Below are 20,624 nucleotides of genomic sequence, written 5' to 3' on the forward strand. Positions count from 1 at the left end.
GGGCTGTCTTTCTGTATAATTAAAGGGAAAAGCTTTAGCACCGCCGCGCTTTCATCCGAAGTCAGCCCGCCGGGCCTGCGGGCTCCACCGGCTGTCCCTGTGTGTTCCCTGCGGGAGCGCCGGTTTCATCCGGCTGTCCCTCTGCGCTTTCTGCGCCGCCGTTTTCCTCAGTCTGTACCGGGATCGGAGCGCATATGCCGTCCGCGCCTGCCTGATACAGGACGCCGTCCTTATCCAGAACGGTATTCACAGCCAGGACGCCGTCCGCGGGATTTAAGTAGTACAGCGCGCCGTCTGCCTCCAGCCATCCTGTGGCCATGCGCCCGTCGCCTCCGAAATAATAGCGGGCATTGTCAAGCGTCTGCCATCCAGCGGCCATGCGCCCGTCGCTTCCGAGATAGTACCGCGCGCCGTCCAGATCGATCCATCCGGTCTGCATGCGTCCGTCCGCGGCGAGGTAGTACCAGGCATTGTCCACAGCCTGCCATCCGGTCTGTACAGAACCGCTTTCCGGGTGCAGGTAGTACCAGGATCCGCCTGCCTGCTGCCATCCGGTATTCATGTGGCCGTCCGCAGCGTCCAGAAAGTAGAGGCTGCCTCCGATCTCCTGCCATCCGGTTAAGGGTATGCCGGAGGCGTCCATGTAATAGAAATGCTGCCCGTCGTTTATCCAGGCGTTCTTCTGCATGACATGGCTTTTATAATAGTAGCGCTGCCCGTTAATGGTTTTCCAGGAGTCGGCGGGGATCACGGCCGTGAAATCCTTGTAGAGATAATTGATGTCCACATTGCCGTTTACGCCGCTTAAGCTGCCGGTATTGGAAGCCTGCCACATGGCGGGGTTTGCGTACGTGAACGAGTCGGCGTAACGGGCGACCCAGATGTCATAATGGAGCGCGGACAGGTCGATCTTGTTGTTTAACCAGTATTCATTCGCATAGACCATGGGGTGATAGCCGGCGGCCTCCACCCGGCGGCAGAAGGCGTTGATCACCTGGCTCACCTCGGCGGGAGAGAGCGCGCCAAGGGTTTCCGCATCCTCGGCGTCGAACACGACGGGGAAGGAGATGGGGTAATCCTTGATGAGGTTAATGACAAAATCCGCCTCCTGCTCCGCCATCTCAGGGGTCGTGGCGTAGGAATAGATATAGGCGCCCAGCTTTAAGCCGGCCTTGCTGGCCGCGTCCGCATTGACCGGGAAAAAGGGATCCGCCTCGCCTCTAAAGCGCGTGGCCAGCATGGCAAACTGGATATTATCCGAAGCGGCCTGCCCCCAGTTGATGTTCTGATTCCAGTAGGAAACGTCGATGCCCTTTGCGATGGCTCCCGGGGCGGCGGGATCCGGGCGGTATGCGCCCAGCCCCGGCGCAACGGCCGAGACGCCGTAGCCGGCCGTTACGCCGTCTGGCAGGGAGCCGGAAGAGGAGGAGCTCCCGGCGCCGCCTCCTGGGCCGCTTAACGGGGACTGGGCAGGGCTTTCGGTCCCGCCGCCCGGCCCTGCGAGGGCGCGGACCGGGGAGAGCATAAGGGACGCCGCCAGGGCGCCTGCCGCCGTGAGAGCCGCTATCCGCCCGGCCCTGCGGGAGGAGCGGCGTTTTTCGGGATCATTTACATGGTTTATGTAGAGATGTCTCATGGATGATGTCCTTTCTTTTCCTGGAGCATTTTTCAAACACGCTCGAAACAGATCGTCAGTAAAAGCGGCTGAACCCCGCCGGAGCGGGGCATTTCCGTCTATCTTTCAGTCTACCAAATGGGAATTGTAAGTACAAGTTACAAAATCTTACCATTCTATAAACCTTTTATTAACGAATTTGGGTAATCTACCCCAATCCCGGAAAATATGGTATAATCTCCGGGAGCGCCCATGTACGTCTGGAACCCCGCAAAATCAGGTGCGGCGGGGCTCCCGGCGCTCATGATATATGAAGGAGGATCGTATGGATTATTTACTCTGTATCCCGCCCAGGGAGAACAGCACGCGGGAGAGCTGTGAAAAAGTTCACAATATTTTGGCGAGGATGTCGGATAAGTATAAGCTCCGGATCGTGCCGGAGCCGGTAAAAAACAAGCAGTTCCCGTGTCCGGATTACTTTAAGAAATACAGGATCTACAAGCCTGTCCGGGAGAGGGACGCCAACGGGGAGGCTTATCTGCAGAAGGAAGAGGAGGAGATGATTTTAAGCGTCTGCAAGACGCCCGAGGAGCAGGAGCTGATGAAACGGTGCATCTACGCATACCAGTATTCGGCGTCCATTGTGCTCAAATGCTTCAGGGAAAAGGAAAAGAGGAGAGCATAGCAGTTCTATTTTTCCGTTTCTGCTCATAAGGTTTGCATAAGACATACTGTCAGCAGGAGGAAGGGAGAGATAGAGCGATGTATGAGCAAAAGACCATTGAAGAGATCGTCAGGCAGATGGATACGGACGAGAGGACAGGCTTAAGCGGGGAGGAGGCGAAACGGCGGCTGGAACACTACGGGCCCAACTGTCTGAAGGAGGAGAAAAAGCGGACGCTTGTATCCAGGCTGGCCGCGCAGCTTTGCGATTCCCTCATTTTCGTCCTGTTTGCCGCAGCCGGGATTTCCATCATGCTGCGGGAATACAGCGATGCGGCGATTATACTGGCCGTGGTCGCGATGAATGCCGTGGTGGGCGTGATCCAGGAGGGAAAGGCGGAGGCGGCGCTGGAATCGCTGAAAAGCCTTACGAGCCCGACGGCGGCGGTGGTGAGGGACGGGAGGGAGCAGGAGATTTCCGCGCAGGAGCTTGTTCCCGGCGATGTGGTCATCCTCGCCGCAGGGTGTCAGGTCCCGGCAGATGTAAGGCTGACACAGACCGTGAATACCAGGATGGAGGAATCGGCTCTCACCGGGGAGTCGGTTCCGGTGAGTAAGAGCAGCGCGTTTCTGGCCGGCCGGGAGCTTCCGGCAGGGGATCGGAAAAATATGGCGTTTATGACCTCCTACGTCGCGTCCGGGCGCGCGCGCGGTATCGTGACGGCCACAGGCATGGACACAGAGATTGGCCGCATCGCGGCCCTGATCCATGAAGCGCCGCAGGAGGAAACGCCGCTCCAGAGGCGGCTTTCGGATCTGGGGCGTATCTTAAGCGTAAGCGCAGTCCTTCTGTGCGCGCTTCTGTTCGTGATGGCCGTGTTCCAGAAGCGCGATGTGCTGGAAATGCTGATCACGGCCATTTCCCTGGCCGTGGCGGCCGTGCCGGAAGGGCTCCCGGCTGTAGTCACGATCGTGCTGGCGCTCAGCGTGACGCGGATGGTGAAGGCCGGGACCATTGTGAGGCGCCTTCCTTCCGTGGAAACGCTGGGCGCAGTGAGCGTGGTGTGCTCGGATAAGACAGGGACGCTGACGAAAAATGAGATGTCGGTCACGGCCTGCTATTTTGACGGGAAAATTCAGGAGCCGGGAGCCGGCGGAGGGGAGACGAAACGCAGGCTTATGGAAGCATTCTGTCTCTGCAACGACGCCACGCGGGAGACGGGAGAACCCACCGAGTCGGCTCTCTTAAGGCTGGCCATTGAAAACGGCCTCGACCCGGAGCGCTTAAACAGGGAAAAGCCGCGCCAGGCCGAGGTTCCCTTTGACTCAGAGAGAAAGCGGATGACGACGTTTCACCGGGATCGGAAGCAGGCGGTGTCCTACACCAAGGGAGCGCCGGACGTGGTGTTAAAGCGCTGCAGCCATGTGATGAAAAACGGGCAGATCCAGACACTGGACGGGGCGGAGCGCAAACGGATTGAGGAGGCTTTTCGCGAGCTGTCCGATCAGGCTCTGCGCGTGCTGGCCGCGGCCATGACGGAAGGGGGAAGCCGCCCGTCGGATTACCATATGACATTCCTGGGACTGGCAGGCATGATGGATCCGCCAAGACCCGAAGCCAGACAGGCCGTGGAGGTTTTTAAGCGCGCGCGCGTCCGCACAGTCATGATCACCGGGGACTACGCGGCCACGGCCCTGGCCGTCGCCAGGAAGCTCGGCATCGCGCAGGGCGAGGATGAGTGCATGACCGGCTATGAACTGGAGCGCCTCGACGACGGGGAGCTCGCAAAGCGGATCCGGCGCACGTCCGTATTTGCCCGGGTATCGCCGGATCACAAGGTGCGGATTGTAAAAGCCTTAAAAGCGGACGGCAATATCACAGCCATGACCGGGGACGGCGTAAACGACGCGCCCTCCTTAAAATGCGCGGATATCGGGATTGCGATGGGGAAAACAGGCACGGATGTGGCCAGGCAGGCTTCGGACATGATCCTCACGGACGATAATTTTGCCACGATCGAGCGGGCCATTGAGGAGGGCAGGGGGATCTACGAAAATATCAAAAAATCCGTGATTTTCCTCCTGTCCTCGAACTTCGGGGAGATCGCCACCATGTTTGCGGCCGTGGCGGCCGGCCTGTCCTCCCCGCTGAAATCGAGCCATATCCTGTGGGTCAACTTAATCACCGACTCCCTGCCGGCCCTGGCGCTCGGCGTGGACAAAAACGACGGCGCGCAGATGATGGCGCGCCCGCCGAGAAAGGCGGACGAATCGCTTTTCGCGCGCGGCGGATGGTTTTACACCATCTTTTACGGCTTCCTGATCGCGGCGTTAAGCCTTACGGCCTTCTTTTATATTCCCTGGGAAATGGCCACGGAGGCCGGCCGAGGGCTGACCTTTAAGGAGCTCTCCGCCATCCTGGCAGAAGAGGGGGTTCTGACGCGCGCCCAGACCTATGCCTTTACCGTCCTGGGGCTCTCGGAGCTGTTCCATGCAGTGGGCATGCGCAATGTGGACTGCTCCGTATTCTCAGCCGGTTTTGGATCCAACCGGCTGATGGCGGCCTCGTTTTTGATTGGTTTGTGCCTGCAGGCTGCTGTGACGGAGATCCCGTTTCTGGTGAGAGCCTTTGGGTGTACGCCGCTTTCACTGTGGGAATGGTGCATGCTGTTCTTGATGTCGTCGGTTCCTCTTTGGGCGCATGAGATTTTGGCGGGGGTGAAGAGGGCGGCGAGGGCTTTCAGGGGGTGAAATGTCCGGGGGCTGGCCGGGGTGGATTGCGGGAGGGCCGCCGGGAACGGGCTGCGCGGATGGCCGGCGGACAGGGCAGAATAAGGCAATTTTCTGTCAGAGAAGCAGCCGTAATGAGATGTGGGCTGCCGCGGTAATCTTTATTTTATGGGATATTTACAGCAATTTAAAAAAGGCCAGCGCGATGAGCAGGAGTCCGCAGAGCCACGACAGATCCAGGGAGCTCCGGCTGGCCAGGCGTTTTCCCAGGCAGCTTCCAAGAAGGACGGAAGCGGTGTTAAGGCCGAGTGAGAGGAGGGTAATCAGCGGGAGGGAGAAGGCCGTCATACCGGCTCCGAAGCCGGCGGCTGCGCTGTCCAGGGACAGGGAGAGCCCTAAAAAAAACGCCTCGGAGGGAGAAAGGACGGAGATATCCTCTTCGTTGGCCGCCGCCGGATCGGCGTAGACGGTCAGGATAAAATGGAACTGGGAAACGGAAAATTTAAGCCTCTTTTCCGGCAGGGGAAAACGCCGGATCAGGGACTTTAAAGCGCCGTCGAACAGCTTTACAAAGCCAATCAAAAACAGAATCAGGAAGCAGAAAAGCTCCGTAAGCCTCCGCGGGACAATATGCCCCACGCCGCTTCCAAGAAGCAGCGACAGAATGAGGACAGCCGTGGAAAGGCCCGATAAGACCGCCACAGAAGCGGCCGGTATACGGACCCGCTCAGCGCCGTATACAAAGCTGGCCGCAAACGAGTCAAGGCAGAGAGCGGTAACCAGCATAATAAGCTGCGGTATAAGGGAATGCATAAAAACGATACCCCGCGAACAGAACGTCTTACTCTATTCTATTCACACCAGGAAAACGAGTGACGCATTTGCGCCCCCGGCCAGCCGTCACGGGCGGCCCTGACAACATTTAACAGAACAGGGATTTTCAACAAATCATCAAAATGCGGTTGTCCTTTACAGGAAAACCATCTATAATAGACAAAAAGGCTGTATGAGGCTGCCACATAAGGCGGCGGGGCCGCGCGCCGCGGCCTTTGCAAACCTTATAGCTGATTACATACGACAAAGGGGTATTGACATGGAAGAGAAGAAAAACAAAGATGGCATTGGAAAAAAGATCCTCAAAGGCTTCCTCACATTTTTCCGTGCGATCGGAACCATTTTCCTCGTAATGTTCAAGACACTGTTCATCCTCTGCGTTCTGGCGCTTCTGGCTCTTGTCGGCATCGGGTTTTACAAGGTCTATCCGATGTACAAGGACTATAAGTCCCAGGTGGCGGGCGTGGTGGAAAACAGCACTTTGGATACCTTCCGTCTGCAGGAGGCCAGCTTTATCTATGACGCGAACGGGGAGATCCTGGCAAAGCTGACCGGCGATGAGGATTCCAGCTATCTGCCATACGAGGAGATTCCGGAGCATGCGGTCAACGCGTTTGTCGCGATTGAGGACAGGACCTTCTGGGAAAATGCGGGGATTGACTTAAAGGGCATTTTCCGCGTGGCCATCAATTATTTCCGGACAGAGGGCGAGGAAAAGCACGGGGCAAGCACGATCACGCAGCAGCTTGCGAGAAACCGTTTCCTGACAAGGGAGGTTTCGATTGAGAGAAAGGCGAAGGAGATGCTGATTGCCCTTGATCTGACAAAGAAATACACAAAAGAGCAGATCATGGAGTTTTATGTGAATGATATCAGCTTTGCCAATACATACTACGGGCTTCAGTCAGCCGCGCAGGGATATTTCGGAAAGGACGCAAAGGACTTAAGCCTAAGCCAGATTGCGTATCTTTGCGCAATCCCGAATTCTCCGACCTACTATAACCCGTACAATCACCCGGAGAACGCGATTAAGCGGCGCGATAAGATTTTGCAGGACATGGAGTCTATGGGCTTTATCACAGACGAGGAGTACCGGCAGGCGGTCAATGAGACGATCGAGGTGCAGAGGCAGAAGGTTCCGATGCGCAATTATGAGACGACCTATGCGGTGGACTGCGCGATCCGTTTCCTGATGCGCCGGGACAATTTTAAGTTCAAATACGGCTTCCGCGATGAGGCGGAATACAAGGCATACCGGGATAAGTATGAGGAGGTGTACAGCCAGGAGCGGGATGCGCTCTACACGGGCGGTTACCAGATTTATACCTCCCTGGAGCCGGAAAAGCAGCAGATTCTTCAGGAGGCCGTGGATCAGGTGCTGACCTTTGACGAGAGCGTGGCGGAGAACGGGATTTATCAGCTTCAGGGCGCAGCCACGGTCGTTGACAACAGCACGAACCGCGTGGTGGCCATCGTGGGCGGCCGCAGCCAGGAGACGGAGACGTACACCTTAAACCGCGCCTTCCAGAGCTTCCGCCAGCCGGGCAGCAGCATTAAGCCGCTGATTGTCTACGCGCCTGCCCTGGAAAACGGATACCGTTCGACGAGTATGGTGAAAAACATCCGCGTGGCGGACGCAAAGCGGAAGGATGCGGTGATACGGGAGCTTCCGGGCGAGACGATGCCCCTGCGGACCGCGGTGGAGAAGAGCCGCAACGGCGTGGCCTGGTATATTTATGACGATATCACGCCGGAGATCGGCATGTCGTATCTGACCGAGATGCGTTTTGACCGCATCGTGCCGGATGATTACTATCCGGCCGCGTCCTTAGGCGGCTTTACCAACGGGGTCACCACAGAGGAGATGGCGGGCGCATACGCGGCCCTGGCGTCGAGCGGGAGATACCGCGAGCCGACGTGTATTGTGAAAATGGTTGACCGCAACGGCAGGGATATTTTTATGGAATATCCGGACATACAGGTATACCAGCCGAACACGGCGGATGTGATGACCGATATCATGACAGGCGTTATCACAAGAGGAACCGCCAGCTCCATGGGCTGGAGAGGGGGAATCGAGGCCGCCGGCAAGACCGGGACCACGAACGGGAGCCGGGATGGCTGGTTCTGCGGCATGACGCCGTATTACAGCATGTCCGTGTGGGTTGGCTATGACCAGCCGAAGGTGCTGTCAAGCCTCTACGGCGGGACCTACCCGGCCACGATCTGGAAAAATGCCATGACGCGGATGGTAGAAGGGCTGGAGCCGGCTTCATTTAAGGAGCCTGCAAAGGAAAACGGCTCCAGAGGCGGCGGCGAGTATTTCCCGGGCCGCGAGGACGACGAGATTTTGTCCGAGGGCTATACGGTGGGAGATTACAGGAATGACCGGCTTCTGTCCGACCGGGCGGAGGAGCTTCTTGACCAGATGAAAACCGCTGGAGGCGGAAACAGGGAAGCGCTCAGGAATGAGGCGCAGAACCTGATAAGCCAGATTCAGTCTGAACCCATGCGCAGAAGGATGCAGGATATTTTGCAGTACGGCGATGTGAGCGTACCGGTTACGCCGCCGGCCCAGATTCCGGAGCCCGAGCAGCCGGTGGAAGTGATTCCGGAGATTGATATACCGATTGAGCCGGCGGCCCCGTCTGGTCCCGGCAGCGATACGTCGATCGGGAATGAGGCGCCCTCCGGGCCAGCGGGCCCCGCGTCCGAATAGGGGAGCCGGATGGCGGGAAAGATAATGGCGCGGCAGAAGAAACCCGTGCGGAGGTTTACGGGGCCGGAATGAAATGAGGGAAGCGCGGCAGCCTGCTTTGCGGGCTGCGCGCTTCCTTTTTTGGCGGGGATTGTTGGATTTATTTTCGGGAAAGAAAGATTCTTTTTCCGCTGGTTCATACAAATGGATGTCCGGGCCTATTATGCTTTTCAGGAGCGCCGTCTGATACGTGCCTGAAAAGCAGGCATATTTGAAACAGAAGATGCGCGTCTGAAAATGAAGCTGGACAAAAATGGAAAGTTATATTATACTAACCTCAATAAGTTATATGAAACTAACTAAGGAGGATGGAACATGAGCGTGGTAATTGTCGGAGGCCATGACCGGATGGTCAGCCAGTATGTAAAAGTTTGTAAGGCATTTCACTGTAAGGCAAAGGTGTTTACGCAGATGTCAGCGGATTTTGACAAACAGATTGGGCGGCCGGATTTGATGGTTCTGTTTACGGGCACCGTGTCGCATAAAATGATCCGTACGGCAGTGGACGGGGCGAAAGGCAGGGGAACCGAGGTCGTCCGCAGCCACAGCAGCAGCAAGAGCGCGCTGGAGGAGATTCTCAGAGAGTATGTATGAGTTTGTATACGCGGGGGCTTATTGTGAGGAGGCCGCAATTGAGAGCTTCCCTATCCAACAAAACCTGCCTCTGGCAGCCTGCTTAAAGTTTCCTTTAAGCTTATGGCATTGGGCGGCGGGGCTCAGCCGTTCAAGATTATCTTACATGTACAGCGAGGCAAAGCAACAGGAAGTACACGGATATTTTGCCGCTTGTCAGTTAAATTATTTAATGATAAAATAAAGGCAGACAGGCGGCAGATAGGCTGACCGCTTACTGCGCAAAAGGGGGCGGTTCCGGCGGACTGTTTTCCGGAAAGCGGATCGAGCAGAACGAATCATATAAAACACATTTGAACCGGCATGATGTGATACGGCTGGACATCCAGAGATTTCTGTTCGATAAGTCCCATCTTGATATTTTTATCAAACAGATCCGGGAGGCGGTGATCCGGGAGCTCCGGGAAGAGCGGGCTTTGTCGGAAAAGGACAGCGCCGGACAGGGACAAAATCTATACGGGGAGGAACAATATTTTGAAAATCAGGCAGTCTGCAGAGGATTATCTGGAAACGATTTTGGTTCTGGGCCAAAAGAAGCCGATGATCCGTTCCATTGATGTTGTAAATGAGATGGGATTTTCCAAGCCGAGCGTGAGCATTGCCATGAAAAACCTACGGGAAAACGGATATATCTCTATGGATCGCGAAGGGTATATCAGGCTGGAGCCTCCGGGGCGGGAGATTGCGGAGATGATTTACGAGCGCCATATCTTCCTTGCGGATATGCTGGTGAGCCTGGGCGTGGATCGGGAAACAGCGCTGGAGGACGCATGCCGGATTGAACATGTGATCAGCCCGGAAAGCTTTGAGGCCATGAAGCGCCATATCCGGGAGCAGCGCAAAAAAGCGGGGAACAGGGGACAGGAGAATCAGGAGCGGCAGCCATAAGCGCGGATATCTCGTTCAGGGATAAAACAGAAAAACAGGCCGGGGCGGTTTTGTGTATACAAAATACCGCTCCGGCCTGTTTTTGCGGGCGCTTCGGCAGCCGTACCGGGAAAAAACTCAGATAAACGGCGTGGGAAGGCCGTCCGGAAAAGACTGCCCGCCTATGAGGTCATCATCTGCACAGAGAAGTCGCCGACAGTCCCCAGGATCGTCATGGTGTAGCTGGTTCCGCTGCGGAAACGCACATTTGTGTCCACAATGGCCGTTCCGGGATTCGTCCTGCGGTACACAGTCAGGCGGTAAACGCCGGGGATGATGTGGAGGTATCTTGTATAATTCATGTAATCTAAGTTGGATACGACCAGTCTGCCGTTTAAGTAGATGTCCAGCGGTTCCTGGATCGAGGCCGCGTTATAGAAGCGGACGTGGGCTACCTCCGAGGAGGTGGAGAAGAAGGGCGCGAGCGTTCCCCAGGTCCAGAGAATGCCGGTCGTATTACCGGGCCAGACGACAGTTCCGCAGCTTGTGCAGGAATTATTTCCCCCGCTCGGAACCGTGGGTGTGACAGGGCCGACAGGACCGAAGCCAGGGGCAGCCGGCGAATTGCTGCCATTTCCCGGAACGGTTGGGGTAACAGGCCCGAGGGGACCAAAACCCGGGGCGGCCGGCGAATTGTCCATAGAAGGGTCCGGAACCGTGGGCGTGACAGGTCCTAAGGGTCCGAAGCCCGGAGCGGCCGGGACGTTGGCTGAGGCCGTGCTGGCGTCGGCTGCTGCGCTGGATTCGTCGTAGTTATAGGTTTCCATATGGATGCTACCTCGCTTTGATTTTATTATATTCTATATATATGAGCAAAAAGGAGAATATTCGCATTGTCCCTTAAAAGATTTGAGGCCGGAGCTGTTTAGCTTGACTGAATCGTCAGGGATCCCTTATAATACTATACTATGACATGCAGTTATGGCAGCTATAAGATAAAGGAATGGAAGAGGGAGAAAACGGCTATGAAGCAAAAGAATGAATGGGCCAGTAAGCTTGGCTTTATCATGGCGACGGCGGGGGCGGCGATCGGCCTGGGGAATTTGTGGAAATTCCCGTATCTGATGGGAAGGAATGGCGGATTTCCGTTTTTGATTGCGTATCTGTTTTTTATTGTGATCTTAGGTGTACCGGTGATGATTACAGAGATGTCGCTGGGCAGGAAGACGCGCCATGATCCGGTGAGGGCGTATGCGGATATCGCGCCGCACGCGGGTATCACAGGTGTGTTCGGCGTGCTGGCCGCTTTTTTGATTTTGAGCTATTACAGCGTGATCGGCGGCTGGATTATGAAATATATTTTCAGCTATGCGACGACCATGGCGCCGCCGCCTGATTTTACGGCGTTTATCAGCAGCAATGAGCCGGTGTTCTGGCATTTTGTGTTTATGGCTGTCACGGTGGCCATCTGTTATTTCGGGATTCAGGGGATTGAAAAGGCCAGCAAGGTGATGATGCCGCTGCTGTTTGCTCTCCTTCTGGTCACGATTGTCCGCAGCGTGACGCTTCCGGACGCGTCTAAGGGGCTGGCGTTTATGTTTGCGCCGAACTTTTCCGAATTCAGCTTATCGTCCGTGAGCGCGGCTTTGGGACAGGTATTTTACTCCTTAAGCCTTTGCATGGGCATTACGATCACGTATGGAAGCTATCTGAGCGACAAGGAGAACATTGTAAAAAGCTGTTCCTCCGTGGCAGGGCTGGATACGGCGCTCGCGCTTCTGGCGGGAATCGCCATTTTCCCCGCCGTATTTTCCTTTGGGCTGGAGCCGGGACAGGGGCCGGGGCTTGTGTTTGGCACGCTTCCCATGGTATTCGCAAAGCTGGCCGGGGGCCCGGTGTTTGCGCTGCTGTTTTTTGCGCTCGTGTTTTTTGCCGCAGTGACCAGCGCCATTGCTCTTTTGGAGGTGTCGGTTTCCTTTGCGATCGACACGCTGGGCTGGGACAGGAAAAAGGCGACAATCGGGCTGGGCCTGGCGATTTTTGCCGTCGGGGTTCCGAGCGCGCTTTCATTCGGCATGCTCGGCGGGACGACGATCCTCAATTTCAGTGTATTTGACTTTGTGGGTATGGTGACGGATAATATCCTCCTGCCATTTGGCGGCATTGCCATGTGTTATTTTGTGGGATGGAAATGGAATCCGGAGAATCTGATCGAGGAGATTGAGAAAAACGGCAACATGTTCCGTTTAAAGAGGCTCTGGCTCGTGTGCATCCGTTTTCTGACGCCGGTTTTAGTCGGAATTGTTACCCTGTCGGGCTTTTATAATATATATTCCGTCATTTTTTAAGCGAAACGGGAATACAATGAGATGAGATCCGGCATTATTACCCGGCGCGGCGCGCGCCGCGCCGGGGCGAAAACGCCGGAAAGGTTGACAAATAAGGGATTTAGGCTTATAATCAATCATCGATTGACAGCTTGGTTTGAACTGATATATGAATATAAAGATTGATAAAGGTTGAATTTGTCAGGAGGAAAAGGAATGGCAGGAGTTAAGAAAACATCCGTAAAGGCTGAGGAGGTCATGGAAGAGACGGCGAAAGCGCCGGAGGCGGCAGAGGAGAAAAAAGAACCGGCCAAAAAGCCCGGAAGGAAAACGGCTGTAAAGAAGGAAACAACAAAGGAGCCGGCTGCAAAGAAGGAGCCCGCAGCGAAGAAGAAGGCCGCAGAGGAGCCGAAAGCATCCGTATACATACAGTTTGACGGCGGCGAGGCGTCGGTTGACACCCTTGTTTCCGCGGCAAAGCAGGCGTATGCGGCGCTGGGACATAAGGAAGAGGAGATTAAGACGCTCGACGTATACGTTAAGCCTCAGGAGCATGCCGCTTACTATGCGGTAAACGGAGAGGGCTCGGAGGAGTTTCGGATCGAGTATTAATTGGCGTTCTGATAAGCAGGCGCACAAAAAGAGTCCGGTTTACCGGGCTTTTTTTATGCGCAGGGGTGCGTATGGCGGGAGTGATGAATACAGTTTAAGCCGGCCGCCTTTCGGAAAACAGGATGAAAAAACGCCGTATCAGGACGCAGGCGGCAGTCACCAGGCAGATTTCCATGGCCGTGTTGATGATGCCTGTCACGATCAGGGCGCTCAAGCAGAAGGAGGCGGTCAGGATTAGAAGGGCGAGGAGCGGCCGCCCCTGTTCTGGCCTTTGTAAGTACACCTTTACGGAAAGGGTGAGGAGACAGAAAAAGAAGGCCAGGGAGGCGGCGAGGGCGCTGAGGACGTGCAGGGCGGACAGCAGCGGAAAGCGGGCGGGCAGGTAGGGCAGGAGGACAAAAAGCCCTGCCGTCCACGCGCAGGCGTTTAAAATCCCGGCCTCCATCCGGACCGGAAAGGCTCTCCCCGCGCCGCGCAGGATTTGTTTTAAGGAGATATAGAAATATCCGCCGGTCAGAAGGCACCACAGCAGGAATTCGGCCTGCCTGGAACGCGAAATGGAGATCGAGGAGAAATTCGTGGCAAAAAAGTCCGTGCCGCGCGCCAGGAACAGGGTGGAGAGCGGAACGAAGACATAGGAAAAGATAGCTGTATGCATGACAAGGGTTCCTTTCGGATATTACGGCTGTCGCCGGCCGCGTTATTGGAATAGCCATGAGACGTAAATCATTTAAGCGTAGTATGCCCGGTAAAGGGCGCGCTCAGGAGCAAAAGGAGAAAGTAAATTATGGAATTGCCGTCTGCATTTAAGGAACGCATGGAGCGGATGCTGGGAAATGAGTACGGGGCGTTTTTACAGAGCTATGAGAAAGAGCGGAGCCGGGGACTGCGCTTAAACCGTTTAAAGACGGATCGCGGGACATTTTTGGAGAAAGCTCCCTTTTCACTCCAGAGGATTCCATGGACAGAGGAGGGGTATTACTATGGCGCAGACGATCGGCCGGGACTCCATCCGTACCATGGGGCCGGCGTCTATTATATCCAGGAGCCGAGCGCGATGGCGGCGGTGAGCCTTCTGGATCCCCGGCCGGGAGAACGCATCCTGGATCTGTGCGCCGCGCCGGGCGGGAAAACGACACAGATCGCTTCTCTGATGGCCGGGGAGGGACTTCTGATCAGCAACGAAATCCATCCGGCCCGTGCGAAAATTCTGTCCCGCAATGTGGAGCGCATGGGGATTTCCAATGCGATTGTCACAAACGAGGAGGCGGAACGGCTGGCAGATGCGTTCCCCGCCTTTTTTGACCGGATCCTGGTGGACGCCCCCTGCTCAGGGGAGGGAATGTTCCGAAAGGAGGAAGAGGCCGTAAAAGAATGGAGCCCGCAAAATGTACAGCGCTGCGCCGCCCGCCAGAGAACACTTTTACGTTTCGCCGCCTCGATGTTAAAGCCGGGAGGGCGGATCGTATATTCAACCTGTACCTTCGCGCCTGAGGAAAATGAGGGAACGATCCTGGATTTTTTATCCGCGAACCCGGATTTCTCAGTCGTGAGGGCGCCGGAGCGGGAGGGCTTTTCGCGCGGCGCGCCGGAGTGGGGAGGCAGCCTGCCGCACGGTCCGGCAGAAAAGGACGCTTCTTTATCCCTGAGAGAAACCATCCGCATCTGGCCGCACAGGGCCAATGGAGAGGGCCACTACATCGCCGCGCTCCAGAAAGGCGGCCGGCCGGAAGAAACAGGCGGGACGCCGGGGAGGAAGCCTGCGCCGTCTCCTTTTAAGGATAAAGAGCTTCTGAAGTATTTTCACATATTCTGCAGGGAGGCGCTGGCAGAAAAGACAGCCTGGCCCGCCTCGGATCGGAATCCTGGCGGGCGGGAATACAGCGGGCGGCTGGCGGCGTGGGGGGATCAGCTTTATCTGCTGCCGACCCAGTCCTTATCGTTAAGCGGCCTGCGCGTCCTCCGGCCCGGCTTATGCCTCGGGAGCTTTAAGAAAAAACGCTTCGAGCCGTCCCACGCCTTAGCCCTGGCGCTTAAGGAAGAGGAGGCGCGCTTTTGCTGCCGCCTGCCTGCCGGATCCGCGTTGCTGTCCGCCTACCTGCGCGGAGAATCCCTGTCCGCCGGCGATGCGCATCTTCCGGACGGCCAAAAGGGCTGGGTTCTGATGAGCGTAGACGGATATTCCACAGGCTGGGCCCGGCTGTCTGGCGGTATCCTGAAAAATCACTATCCCAAAGGACTCAGAATTACGTAAAGAAATAGTAAATATACCCGATTGATTGTTTTTCTGCCGTGTGCTAGAATAAACAGGATACGGAATCTGAGGAACGAAGCGTGAAAGATGGAGGAAGAAATGAAGGAATTACGTGAATTGATAGAGTCCTGCGCCGGACAGGGGGACGCAGCGCCGATGCAGCGGATTTTAGAGCTGCTGCAGACCGGGGAAGGGCTGTTTGCCATTTCCGTGCGGGCGACGATGCATTTTTATCTGGAAGCGGAGAACGGGAGGCCGGCAACGTGCCTGTTTACAGAGCGGGCGCTGGCAGATGCGTTTGTAAAGGAGCTCAAATGGTCCGGCTTGGAGGCAAAGAGCCTGGAGATCCGCCCGGAGCAGCGGGCCGCTTTTTTCAGCGATCTGTACCGTGGCGGGTTTGAGGCCATTGTCCTTGACAAAGGAAGCGGCGAGCTGGCGATGTCCTTATTCAATATCATCGAAAAGCCGGAGGGAGAGCCGGATCAGGTGATGAATCCGTCCCTGATGCGCGCGGGCACACAGTTTTATCAGGAGCTGGCCAGAAAACGCGCCATTCCCGAGATGCAGGATCTGATGTGCAGGGAGCTTTTAAAGGCCAGGCTCCTGGCTCCGGTGGAGAACATAAAGGATTTGCAGTACGCCTCCCTGACAGACAACAAGGGCAAACGTTTTTTTCCGGTATTTACGGACTGGATGGAATTCGGCAAATTTGATAAAAAGCACAGATACCACGGCGTGACGGTCAAATTCCGCGATCTGAAAAAGCTGATCCGCAAAGCGGACGGCGTAGTGGTGAATCCGTTTGGCTTTGGGTTAAAGCTGGATATGGAGAAGGCGGAGAACATTGAGAGGCAGTTTGGGGGACTGCGGGTTGTGAAATAAAAGAGGGATTAAAAATCAGGGCAGGAGGGCTTTTTGGTATGATTTTGTATCACGGGAGTAAGGCGATTATTGAATCGCCGGAAATAAGGATTCAGAAGTACAATAAGGATTTTTATTTTGGATTTTATTGTACGCTGCTCCCGGAACAGGCTGTCCGCTGGGCGGCGCGGTTCGATGGCGTGGGGTATCTGAATGTGTATTGTTACACGCCTGACGATCGTCTGAGGGTGAAACGGTTTGCGGACATGTCAGAGGAATGGCTGGATTTTATCGCATCGTGCCGTTTGGGGTATCCGCATGATTATGATATTGTGGAAGGGCCGATGGCAAATGACACGATTTTCAATTATGTCCAGAATTTTGTGGATGGCAAAATCAGCCGGGAAGCTTTTTGGGAGCTGGCAAAGTTCAAATATCCCACCCATCAGATCAGCTTCCATACGGCCCGCGCCTTAACAACCCTGTCTTTTGTGAAAGGAAGCGAGATCCGGGATGAAAAATAACAGCGCATTGTTTTACACCTGCAGCTTAATCGAATTTATCGGGCGGGAGCGGAAATTAAAACGCTCCGAGCTGGTCAGCTTTTTGGGCAGTAAAGTGATTGAACGCATCTATCGCTATGCGGATGTGTTTCACTGTGAGCCGATTGAAAAGACAGCGGATGATTTTATCACGAATTTGAACATTCCCCAGGGCGCTTTTGATAATGTAGCGGCTTGCCGTTACGACGCGCCGGATTATTGGACGATTGGCGAAGTCTATGAGAGGCTGATAGAAGATATGTCCGGCGATGATGCAGAGCATATTCCGGAACGGCTGATAGAAATCTACACTTCGTGGATTGACGATGTAATCTCCAATTACAACACGGACTTTTATTACCAGCCGCGGGACTATATCTGTGAGTGCTACCGGAAAAGGGAAATCTGCGCCTGATATTTGTGTCAGGGCAGGGCGGAGGAAGGGGACGATGCGGTGGCATCGCTGACTGACTTAAGCGCAGCGCCGGCGCAAAGAGCAGGCGCTTCATTCACAGTTATTGATGCAATGATGTACTGGCATCCCACGGTTGACAAGTCGGCGGCGGGATGCTACTATATTAGAAAATAAAAGTAGAGGTTGCGTTGATCATCAGTAAACGGCCGGATGTGGCAGGACAGTGGATGGCCGTGGAAAGGGAAGACGCCGAAGGACTGTGCTTCTGCGGGCTCAGATCCTGGGCATATGGTTAAGAGCCATATGACTGTCATCGATACGATGGGGAGCTACGAAGAGGTTATATATTTCATGAGCTGGCCGTCGCGCCGGCTTTTATTTTCGCGAGCACAGGCCCGCATAAGGAGGTTTGCTCCCGGGGCGGCATGCGGGCCGCGCGGCGGGCAGGGATGCATGCGCATAAAGGGTTTGGCCGTTGCCGCAGCATGCGTCCCGGCGGTTATTAAAAGAAGGAGGAATATGGGATGTCGATTTTTGAAGGAGCGGGAGTGGCGCTGATTACGCCGTTTAAAGAGGGCGGGGAGATCAATTATAAAAAGCTGGAGGAGCTCGTGGAAGAGCAGATCGCCGGCGGGACGGACAGCATTATTGTGTGCGGAACCACAGGCGAGTCTGCTACGCTGACGCATGATGAGCATATCCGGGAGATACAGTTTGTGTGCAAGGTGGTAAACGGCCGCATTCCGGTCGTGGCCGGGACGGGCTCCAACTGTACCTCGACGGCGGTTTATTTGTCCCAGTGCGCGCAGGAGGCGGGGGCTGACGGCCTGCTTCTTGTTTCCCCGTACTACAACAAATCCACGCAAAAAGGGCTGAAAGCGCATTTTACAGAGATTGCCAAATCAGTAAAGCTTCCGATCCTGCTCTACAATGTCCCGAGCCGGACAGGGGTAAATATTGAGCCGGAAACGATCGTGGATCTTTGCAAGAGCGTGGATAACATCGTGGGCGTGAAGGAGGCCAGCGGCAATTTTTCCGCCATCGCGAAGATTGCCAGCCTGTCCAGGGGCTGGGTGGATATCTATTCCGGCAATGACGATCAGACGGTTCCGATCCTCTCGCTGGGCGGCAAGGGCGTGATTTCCGTGCTGTCAAACATTGCCCCGCGCCAGGTTCACGACATGTGCGCCGCGTATTTTGCCGGGAAAACGGAGGAGAGCTTAAGGCTGCAGCTTAAAGCCGTGCCGCTGATCGAAGCGCTGTTTTGCGAGGTCAACCCCATACCGGTAAAGGAAGCGCTGAATATGATGGGAAAAGAGGCCGGGCCGTACCGCAAGCCGCTGGTTGCGATGGATCCGGCGAACAAAGAGCGCCTGAGACGCGAGATGGAGGCATACGGGCTGCTTTAGACGGTGCGTAACAGCGGAAATTGTGAATGAACATAGGAGGTTTGGAGGATGATACGGGCAATTATGCATGGCTGCAACGGGGCCATGGGACAGACGATCACGCAGATTGCGCAGGCGGACGGGGAGCTTGCTATTGTGGCAGGCATTGATCCGACAGGCCAGGGACAGAATCCGTATCCCGTTTTTCCGTCGCTTGAGGCTTGTAGCGTGGAAGCAGATGTGGTCATTGATTTTTCCATCGCGGGCGCGGCGGACGCCATGCTTGACTGGTGCGGCGCGCACGGCATGCCGGCCGTAGTCTGCACAACCGGATTTTCAGAAGAACAGCTTGAGAAGCTTATGGCAGTTTCAGAGAAAACAGCGATTCTGCGCTCTGCCAATATGTCCCTGGGAGTGAACGTTCTTTTAAAGCTCTTAAAAGAGGCGGCGCGCGTGCTGGCCGCCGCGGATTTTGACATTGAGATCATAGAAAAGCATCACAACCAGAAGGTGGATGCGCCGAGCGGGACTGCGCTGGCCCTGGCGGACGCCGTGAACGAGGCGATGGGAAACATGTACCGCTATGAATATGACCGGACAGGCAGGCGCGAGAAGAGGGACAAAAAGGAAATCGGCATCCAGGCGGTCCGCGGGGGCTCGATCGTGGGAGAGCACGACGTGATCTTCGCCGGGCGCGACGAGGTGGTGACATTTTCCCATACAGCATATTCCAAGGCAATTTTTGCCAAGGGCGCGGTGCAGGCGGCGAAGTTCCTGGCCGGCAAAGGCCCCGGGCTCTACACCATGGCGGACGTGATCGGATAACAGGCGGCGTCCGGCGCGGGGCCGCATTCCAGACGGAGTGCTGCATGAACCGTGAAATAAAAGCAGCGGAAAAAATTAAGGAACTGTCCCGAAATAATGATGGTAAAAAACTGGAAGAAAATTCCATGAATAGCTCCTTTTTTCCTGTCCATACTATAAGGGAAAGGAGATGTCATTATGAAAAAATCGAGGCAGTATATCGCAGGTCTTTTGCTGCTCTTTATCATGGCGCTCGCATCGGGCTGCGGCGACGGCAGGGATTCCGCCAAGTCAACAGAAGGAACCAAGCAGTCCCAGTCCGCGGCCAGCGCGCAGAGCACGGAGAACGGTATGGAGAATGGCCCGACGAACGCAGGAAGTTCCATGGCGGATGATATGGATATGGGCAATGAGGAGAGCACCGGCGTGCTGGACGGCCTTGCGGACGACGTGAGGGAAGGTATGGATGACATAAGAGACGCGGCCGAGGGCAGCATCGGCGCGTCAGGAGAGATTAGCCCCAGATAAGGAATGGCTGCAGATTCCCGGGTGAACAGATGGTTGAGAGTTCATCCGGGTTTTTGTTGTGGAGTGTGGGTTACGATTCACGGGCGTGGAAAGGCCGCTAATCAGGATCCCAAAACCAGCTTGACTTCATTGAATAAGAACGATATCATGTAGTTGAAAAAAGGCGGCGAAGATACGCCGCCCTCAGAGGGACTAATGATTGCCTGTGCAATCATCATCCGGCTCATCAGATGCTGTACTGGGCTTGCTGATGGGTCTTTTTCTGTATGTCCTCTGCGCCGTTTGATATAGGGCCCACATTTTCCGGGCCGCATTCCCTTTACATTTCCCTTCATATCCGCTATAGTTAGCATAAAGGCTTTTATGGAACATGGAGAGGCAGCCGCAAAGGAGAGATGCAGTTGCCGTTACAAAGAGAGATCAGACGCTATTTAAAGAGGATGCGCCGCAGAAAATACAAGAGGAGGAGGCGTCTTACCGCATGCCTGTTCTGCGCTGTTTTGGCGTACCTTTTGGCAGCAAAAGGCGCGGGGGAGAAGGCGTTTGCCGTCTGGGAAGGGCAGGCGGTGGAATATACGCTTCCTATTGCCAGATCCGGGGGAGACAGCTCGTTCCGGATTGAGCTGCGCCTTCGCGAGGGGGAAATCCGTTTTTTTCACGAGCGGACAGGAGCGGTTATACCGTAGCCTGTACCATGGTTCATTGACAGGAAACAGAGTCATATTTAGTCAGTAAATCAGCGGATTCAGTCTGTTAAGGCGCGCTGTTTAAACGCAACATATGGCCTGCCGAT

Annotated in this window: 21 protein-coding genes and 1 riboswitch; of the genes, 17 read left to right on the top strand and 4 right to left on the bottom strand. The window is 55.4% G+C overall.

Annotation, left to right across the window (positions count from 1 at the left end; genetic code table 11):
• Window positions 1-61 precede the first annotated feature (61 nt).
• Window positions 62-1,636 carry a GH25 family lysozyme gene (locus tag NFS31_RS06990; protein WP_251492946.1) on the bottom strand — a complete coding sequence of 525 codons (1,575 nt, stop codon included), beginning with the start codon at window positions 1,634-1,636 and terminating at the stop codon, window positions 62-64.
• Window positions 1,637-1,940: 304 nt separating this feature from the next.
• Here NFS31_RS06990 and NFS31_RS06995 point away from each other — a divergent pair, with 304 nt between their 5' ends.
• Together NFS31_RS06995 and NFS31_RS07000 are read left to right on the top strand one after the other, a co-directional pair.
• Window positions 1,941-2,300 (top strand): hypothetical protein, encoded by a 360-nt coding sequence (locus tag NFS31_RS06995; protein WP_251492948.1) that lies wholly within the window; start codon window positions 1,941-1,943, stop codon window positions 2,298-2,300.
• A gap of 77 nt (window positions 2,301-2,377) precedes the next feature.
• Window positions 2,378-5,029: a cation-translocating P-type ATPase gene (locus tag NFS31_RS07000; protein WP_251492950.1), complete on the top strand. Its 2,652-nt coding sequence runs from the start codon at window positions 2,378-2,380 to the stop codon at window positions 5,027-5,029.
• A gap of 156 nt (window positions 5,030-5,185) precedes the next feature.
• Here the strand turns inward: NFS31_RS07000 and NFS31_RS07005 are convergent, their stop codons facing one another.
• A complete protein-coding gene (locus NFS31_RS07005; protein WP_251492952.1) occupies window positions 5,186-5,821 on the bottom strand; it encodes a manganese efflux pump in 636 nt (211 codons plus the stop codon).
• A 280-nt stretch (window positions 5,822-6,101) separates the two neighbouring features.
• On the opposite strand from NFS31_RS07005, the gene NFS31_RS07010 reads away from it, so the two are divergent.
• The 4 genes from NFS31_RS07010 (at window position 6,102) to NFS31_RS07025 (ending at window position 10,121) form a co-directional block, all read left to right on the top strand.
• Complete coding sequence (locus NFS31_RS07010) at window positions 6,102-8,561, top strand: transglycosylase domain-containing protein (protein WP_251492954.1); 2,460 nt, start codon at window positions 6,102-6,104, stop codon at window positions 8,559-8,561.
• 354 nt (window positions 8,562-8,915) lie between these two features.
• Entirely contained in the window at window positions 8,916-9,194 is a 279-nt protein-coding gene (locus NFS31_RS07015) for a DUF2325 domain-containing protein (RefSeq protein ID WP_251492956.1), read from the top strand.
• Window positions 9,187-9,417 (top strand): hypothetical protein, encoded by a 231-nt coding sequence (locus tag NFS31_RS07020; RefSeq protein WP_251492958.1) that lies wholly within the window; start codon window positions 9,187-9,189, stop codon window positions 9,415-9,417. Before NFS31_RS07015 ends, NFS31_RS07020 begins: the two co-directional genes overlap by 8 nt.
• Before the next feature lie 290 nt (window positions 9,418-9,707).
• The gene (locus tag NFS31_RS07025; protein ID WP_251492960.1) at window positions 9,708-10,121 is read left to right on the top strand and encodes a metal-dependent transcriptional regulator; all 414 of its coding nucleotides are present in this window, start codon (window positions 9,708-9,710) and stop codon (window positions 10,119-10,121) included.
• Between the two features lie 161 nt (window positions 10,122-10,282).
• Here the strand turns inward: NFS31_RS07025 and NFS31_RS07030 are convergent, their stop codons facing one another.
• Window positions 10,283-10,927 carry a DUF4397 domain-containing protein gene (locus tag NFS31_RS07030; RefSeq protein WP_251492962.1) on the bottom strand — a complete coding sequence of 215 codons (645 nt, stop codon included), beginning with the start codon at window positions 10,925-10,927 and terminating at the stop codon, window positions 10,283-10,285.
• 198 nt (window positions 10,928-11,125) lie between these two features.
• Between NFS31_RS07030 and NFS31_RS07035 the strand changes: the two genes are divergently transcribed.
• The gene (locus tag NFS31_RS07035) at window positions 11,126-12,448 is read left to right on the top strand and encodes a sodium-dependent transporter (protein ID WP_251492964.1); all 1,323 of its coding nucleotides are present in this window, start codon (window positions 11,126-11,128) and stop codon (window positions 12,446-12,448) included.
• A gap of 195 nt (window positions 12,449-12,643) precedes the next feature.
• On the top strand, window positions 12,644-13,039 hold the full coding sequence (locus tag NFS31_RS07040) for a DUF6465 family protein (protein WP_251492966.1): 396 nt from the start codon (window positions 12,644-12,646) through the stop codon (window positions 13,037-13,039).
• A 94-nt stretch (window positions 13,040-13,133) separates the two neighbouring features.
• On the opposite strand, the gene NFS31_RS07045 is transcribed toward NFS31_RS07040, so the two are convergent.
• Complete coding sequence (locus NFS31_RS07045; protein WP_251492968.1) at window positions 13,134-13,697, bottom strand: hypothetical protein; 564 nt, start codon at window positions 13,695-13,697, stop codon at window positions 13,134-13,136.
• Window positions 13,698-13,826: 129 nt separating this feature from the next.
• Here NFS31_RS07045 and NFS31_RS07050 point away from each other — a divergent pair, with 129 nt between their 5' ends.
• The 9 genes from NFS31_RS07050 to NFS31_RS07085 all read left to right on the top strand — a co-directional run bounded on the left by NFS31_RS07050 (window position 13,827) and on the right by NFS31_RS07085 (window position 20,517).
• The gene (locus tag NFS31_RS07050) at window positions 13,827-15,293 is read left to right on the top strand and encodes an RsmB/NOP family class I SAM-dependent RNA methyltransferase (protein ID WP_251492970.1); all 1,467 of its coding nucleotides are present in this window, start codon (window positions 13,827-13,829) and stop codon (window positions 15,291-15,293) included.
• A gap of 99 nt (window positions 15,294-15,392) precedes the next feature.
• A complete protein-coding gene (locus NFS31_RS07055) occupies window positions 15,393-16,175 on the top strand; it encodes an SseB family protein (protein ID WP_251492973.1) in 783 nt (260 codons plus the stop codon).
• A 38-nt stretch (window positions 16,176-16,213) separates the two neighbouring features.
• Window positions 16,214-16,678, top strand: coding sequence for a DUF3990 domain-containing protein (locus NFS31_RS07060; RefSeq protein ID WP_251492975.1), 465 nt, complete (start codon window positions 16,214-16,216; stop codon window positions 16,676-16,678).
• On the top strand, window positions 16,668-17,111 hold the full coding sequence (locus NFS31_RS07065) for a hypothetical protein (protein WP_251492977.1): 444 nt from the start codon (window positions 16,668-16,670) through the stop codon (window positions 17,109-17,111). Before NFS31_RS07060 ends, NFS31_RS07065 begins: the two co-directional genes overlap by 11 nt.
• A 39-nt stretch (window positions 17,112-17,150) precedes the next feature.
• Complete coding sequence (locus tag NFS31_RS26850; protein ID WP_275563876.1) at window positions 17,151-17,285, top strand: hypothetical protein; 135 nt, start codon at window positions 17,151-17,153, stop codon at window positions 17,283-17,285.
• A riboswitch (Lysine riboswitch) is annotated at window positions 17,281-17,451 on the top strand. (Overlaps the previous gene by 5 nt.)
• A gap of 184 nt (window positions 17,452-17,635) precedes the next feature.
• On the top strand, window positions 17,636-18,520 hold the full coding sequence (gene dapA / locus NFS31_RS07070) for a 4-hydroxy-tetrahydrodipicolinate synthase (RefSeq protein ID WP_251492979.1): 885 nt from the start codon (window positions 17,636-17,638) through the stop codon (window positions 18,518-18,520).
• Between the two features lie 48 nt (window positions 18,521-18,568).
• Window positions 18,569-19,324: a 4-hydroxy-tetrahydrodipicolinate reductase gene (gene dapB, locus NFS31_RS07075; protein ID WP_251492981.1), complete on the top strand. Its 756-nt coding sequence runs from the start codon at window positions 18,569-18,571 to the stop codon at window positions 19,322-19,324.
• A gap of 177 nt (window positions 19,325-19,501) precedes the next feature.
• Window positions 19,502-19,831, top strand: coding sequence for a hypothetical protein (locus tag NFS31_RS07080; RefSeq protein WP_251492983.1), 330 nt, complete (start codon window positions 19,502-19,504; stop codon window positions 19,829-19,831).
• Window positions 19,832-20,232: 401 nt separating this feature from the next.
• Window positions 20,233-20,517 carry a hypothetical protein gene (locus tag NFS31_RS07085; protein ID WP_251492984.1) on the top strand — a complete coding sequence of 95 codons (285 nt, stop codon included), beginning with the start codon at window positions 20,233-20,235 and terminating at the stop codon, window positions 20,515-20,517.
• Window positions 20,518-20,624 lie beyond the last annotated feature (107 nt).

Origin of the sequence: Otoolea muris (genome assembly GCF_943193115.1) — a bacterium.
GTDB lineage: Bacteria > Bacillota > Clostridia > Lachnospirales > Lachnospiraceae > Otoolea > Otoolea muris.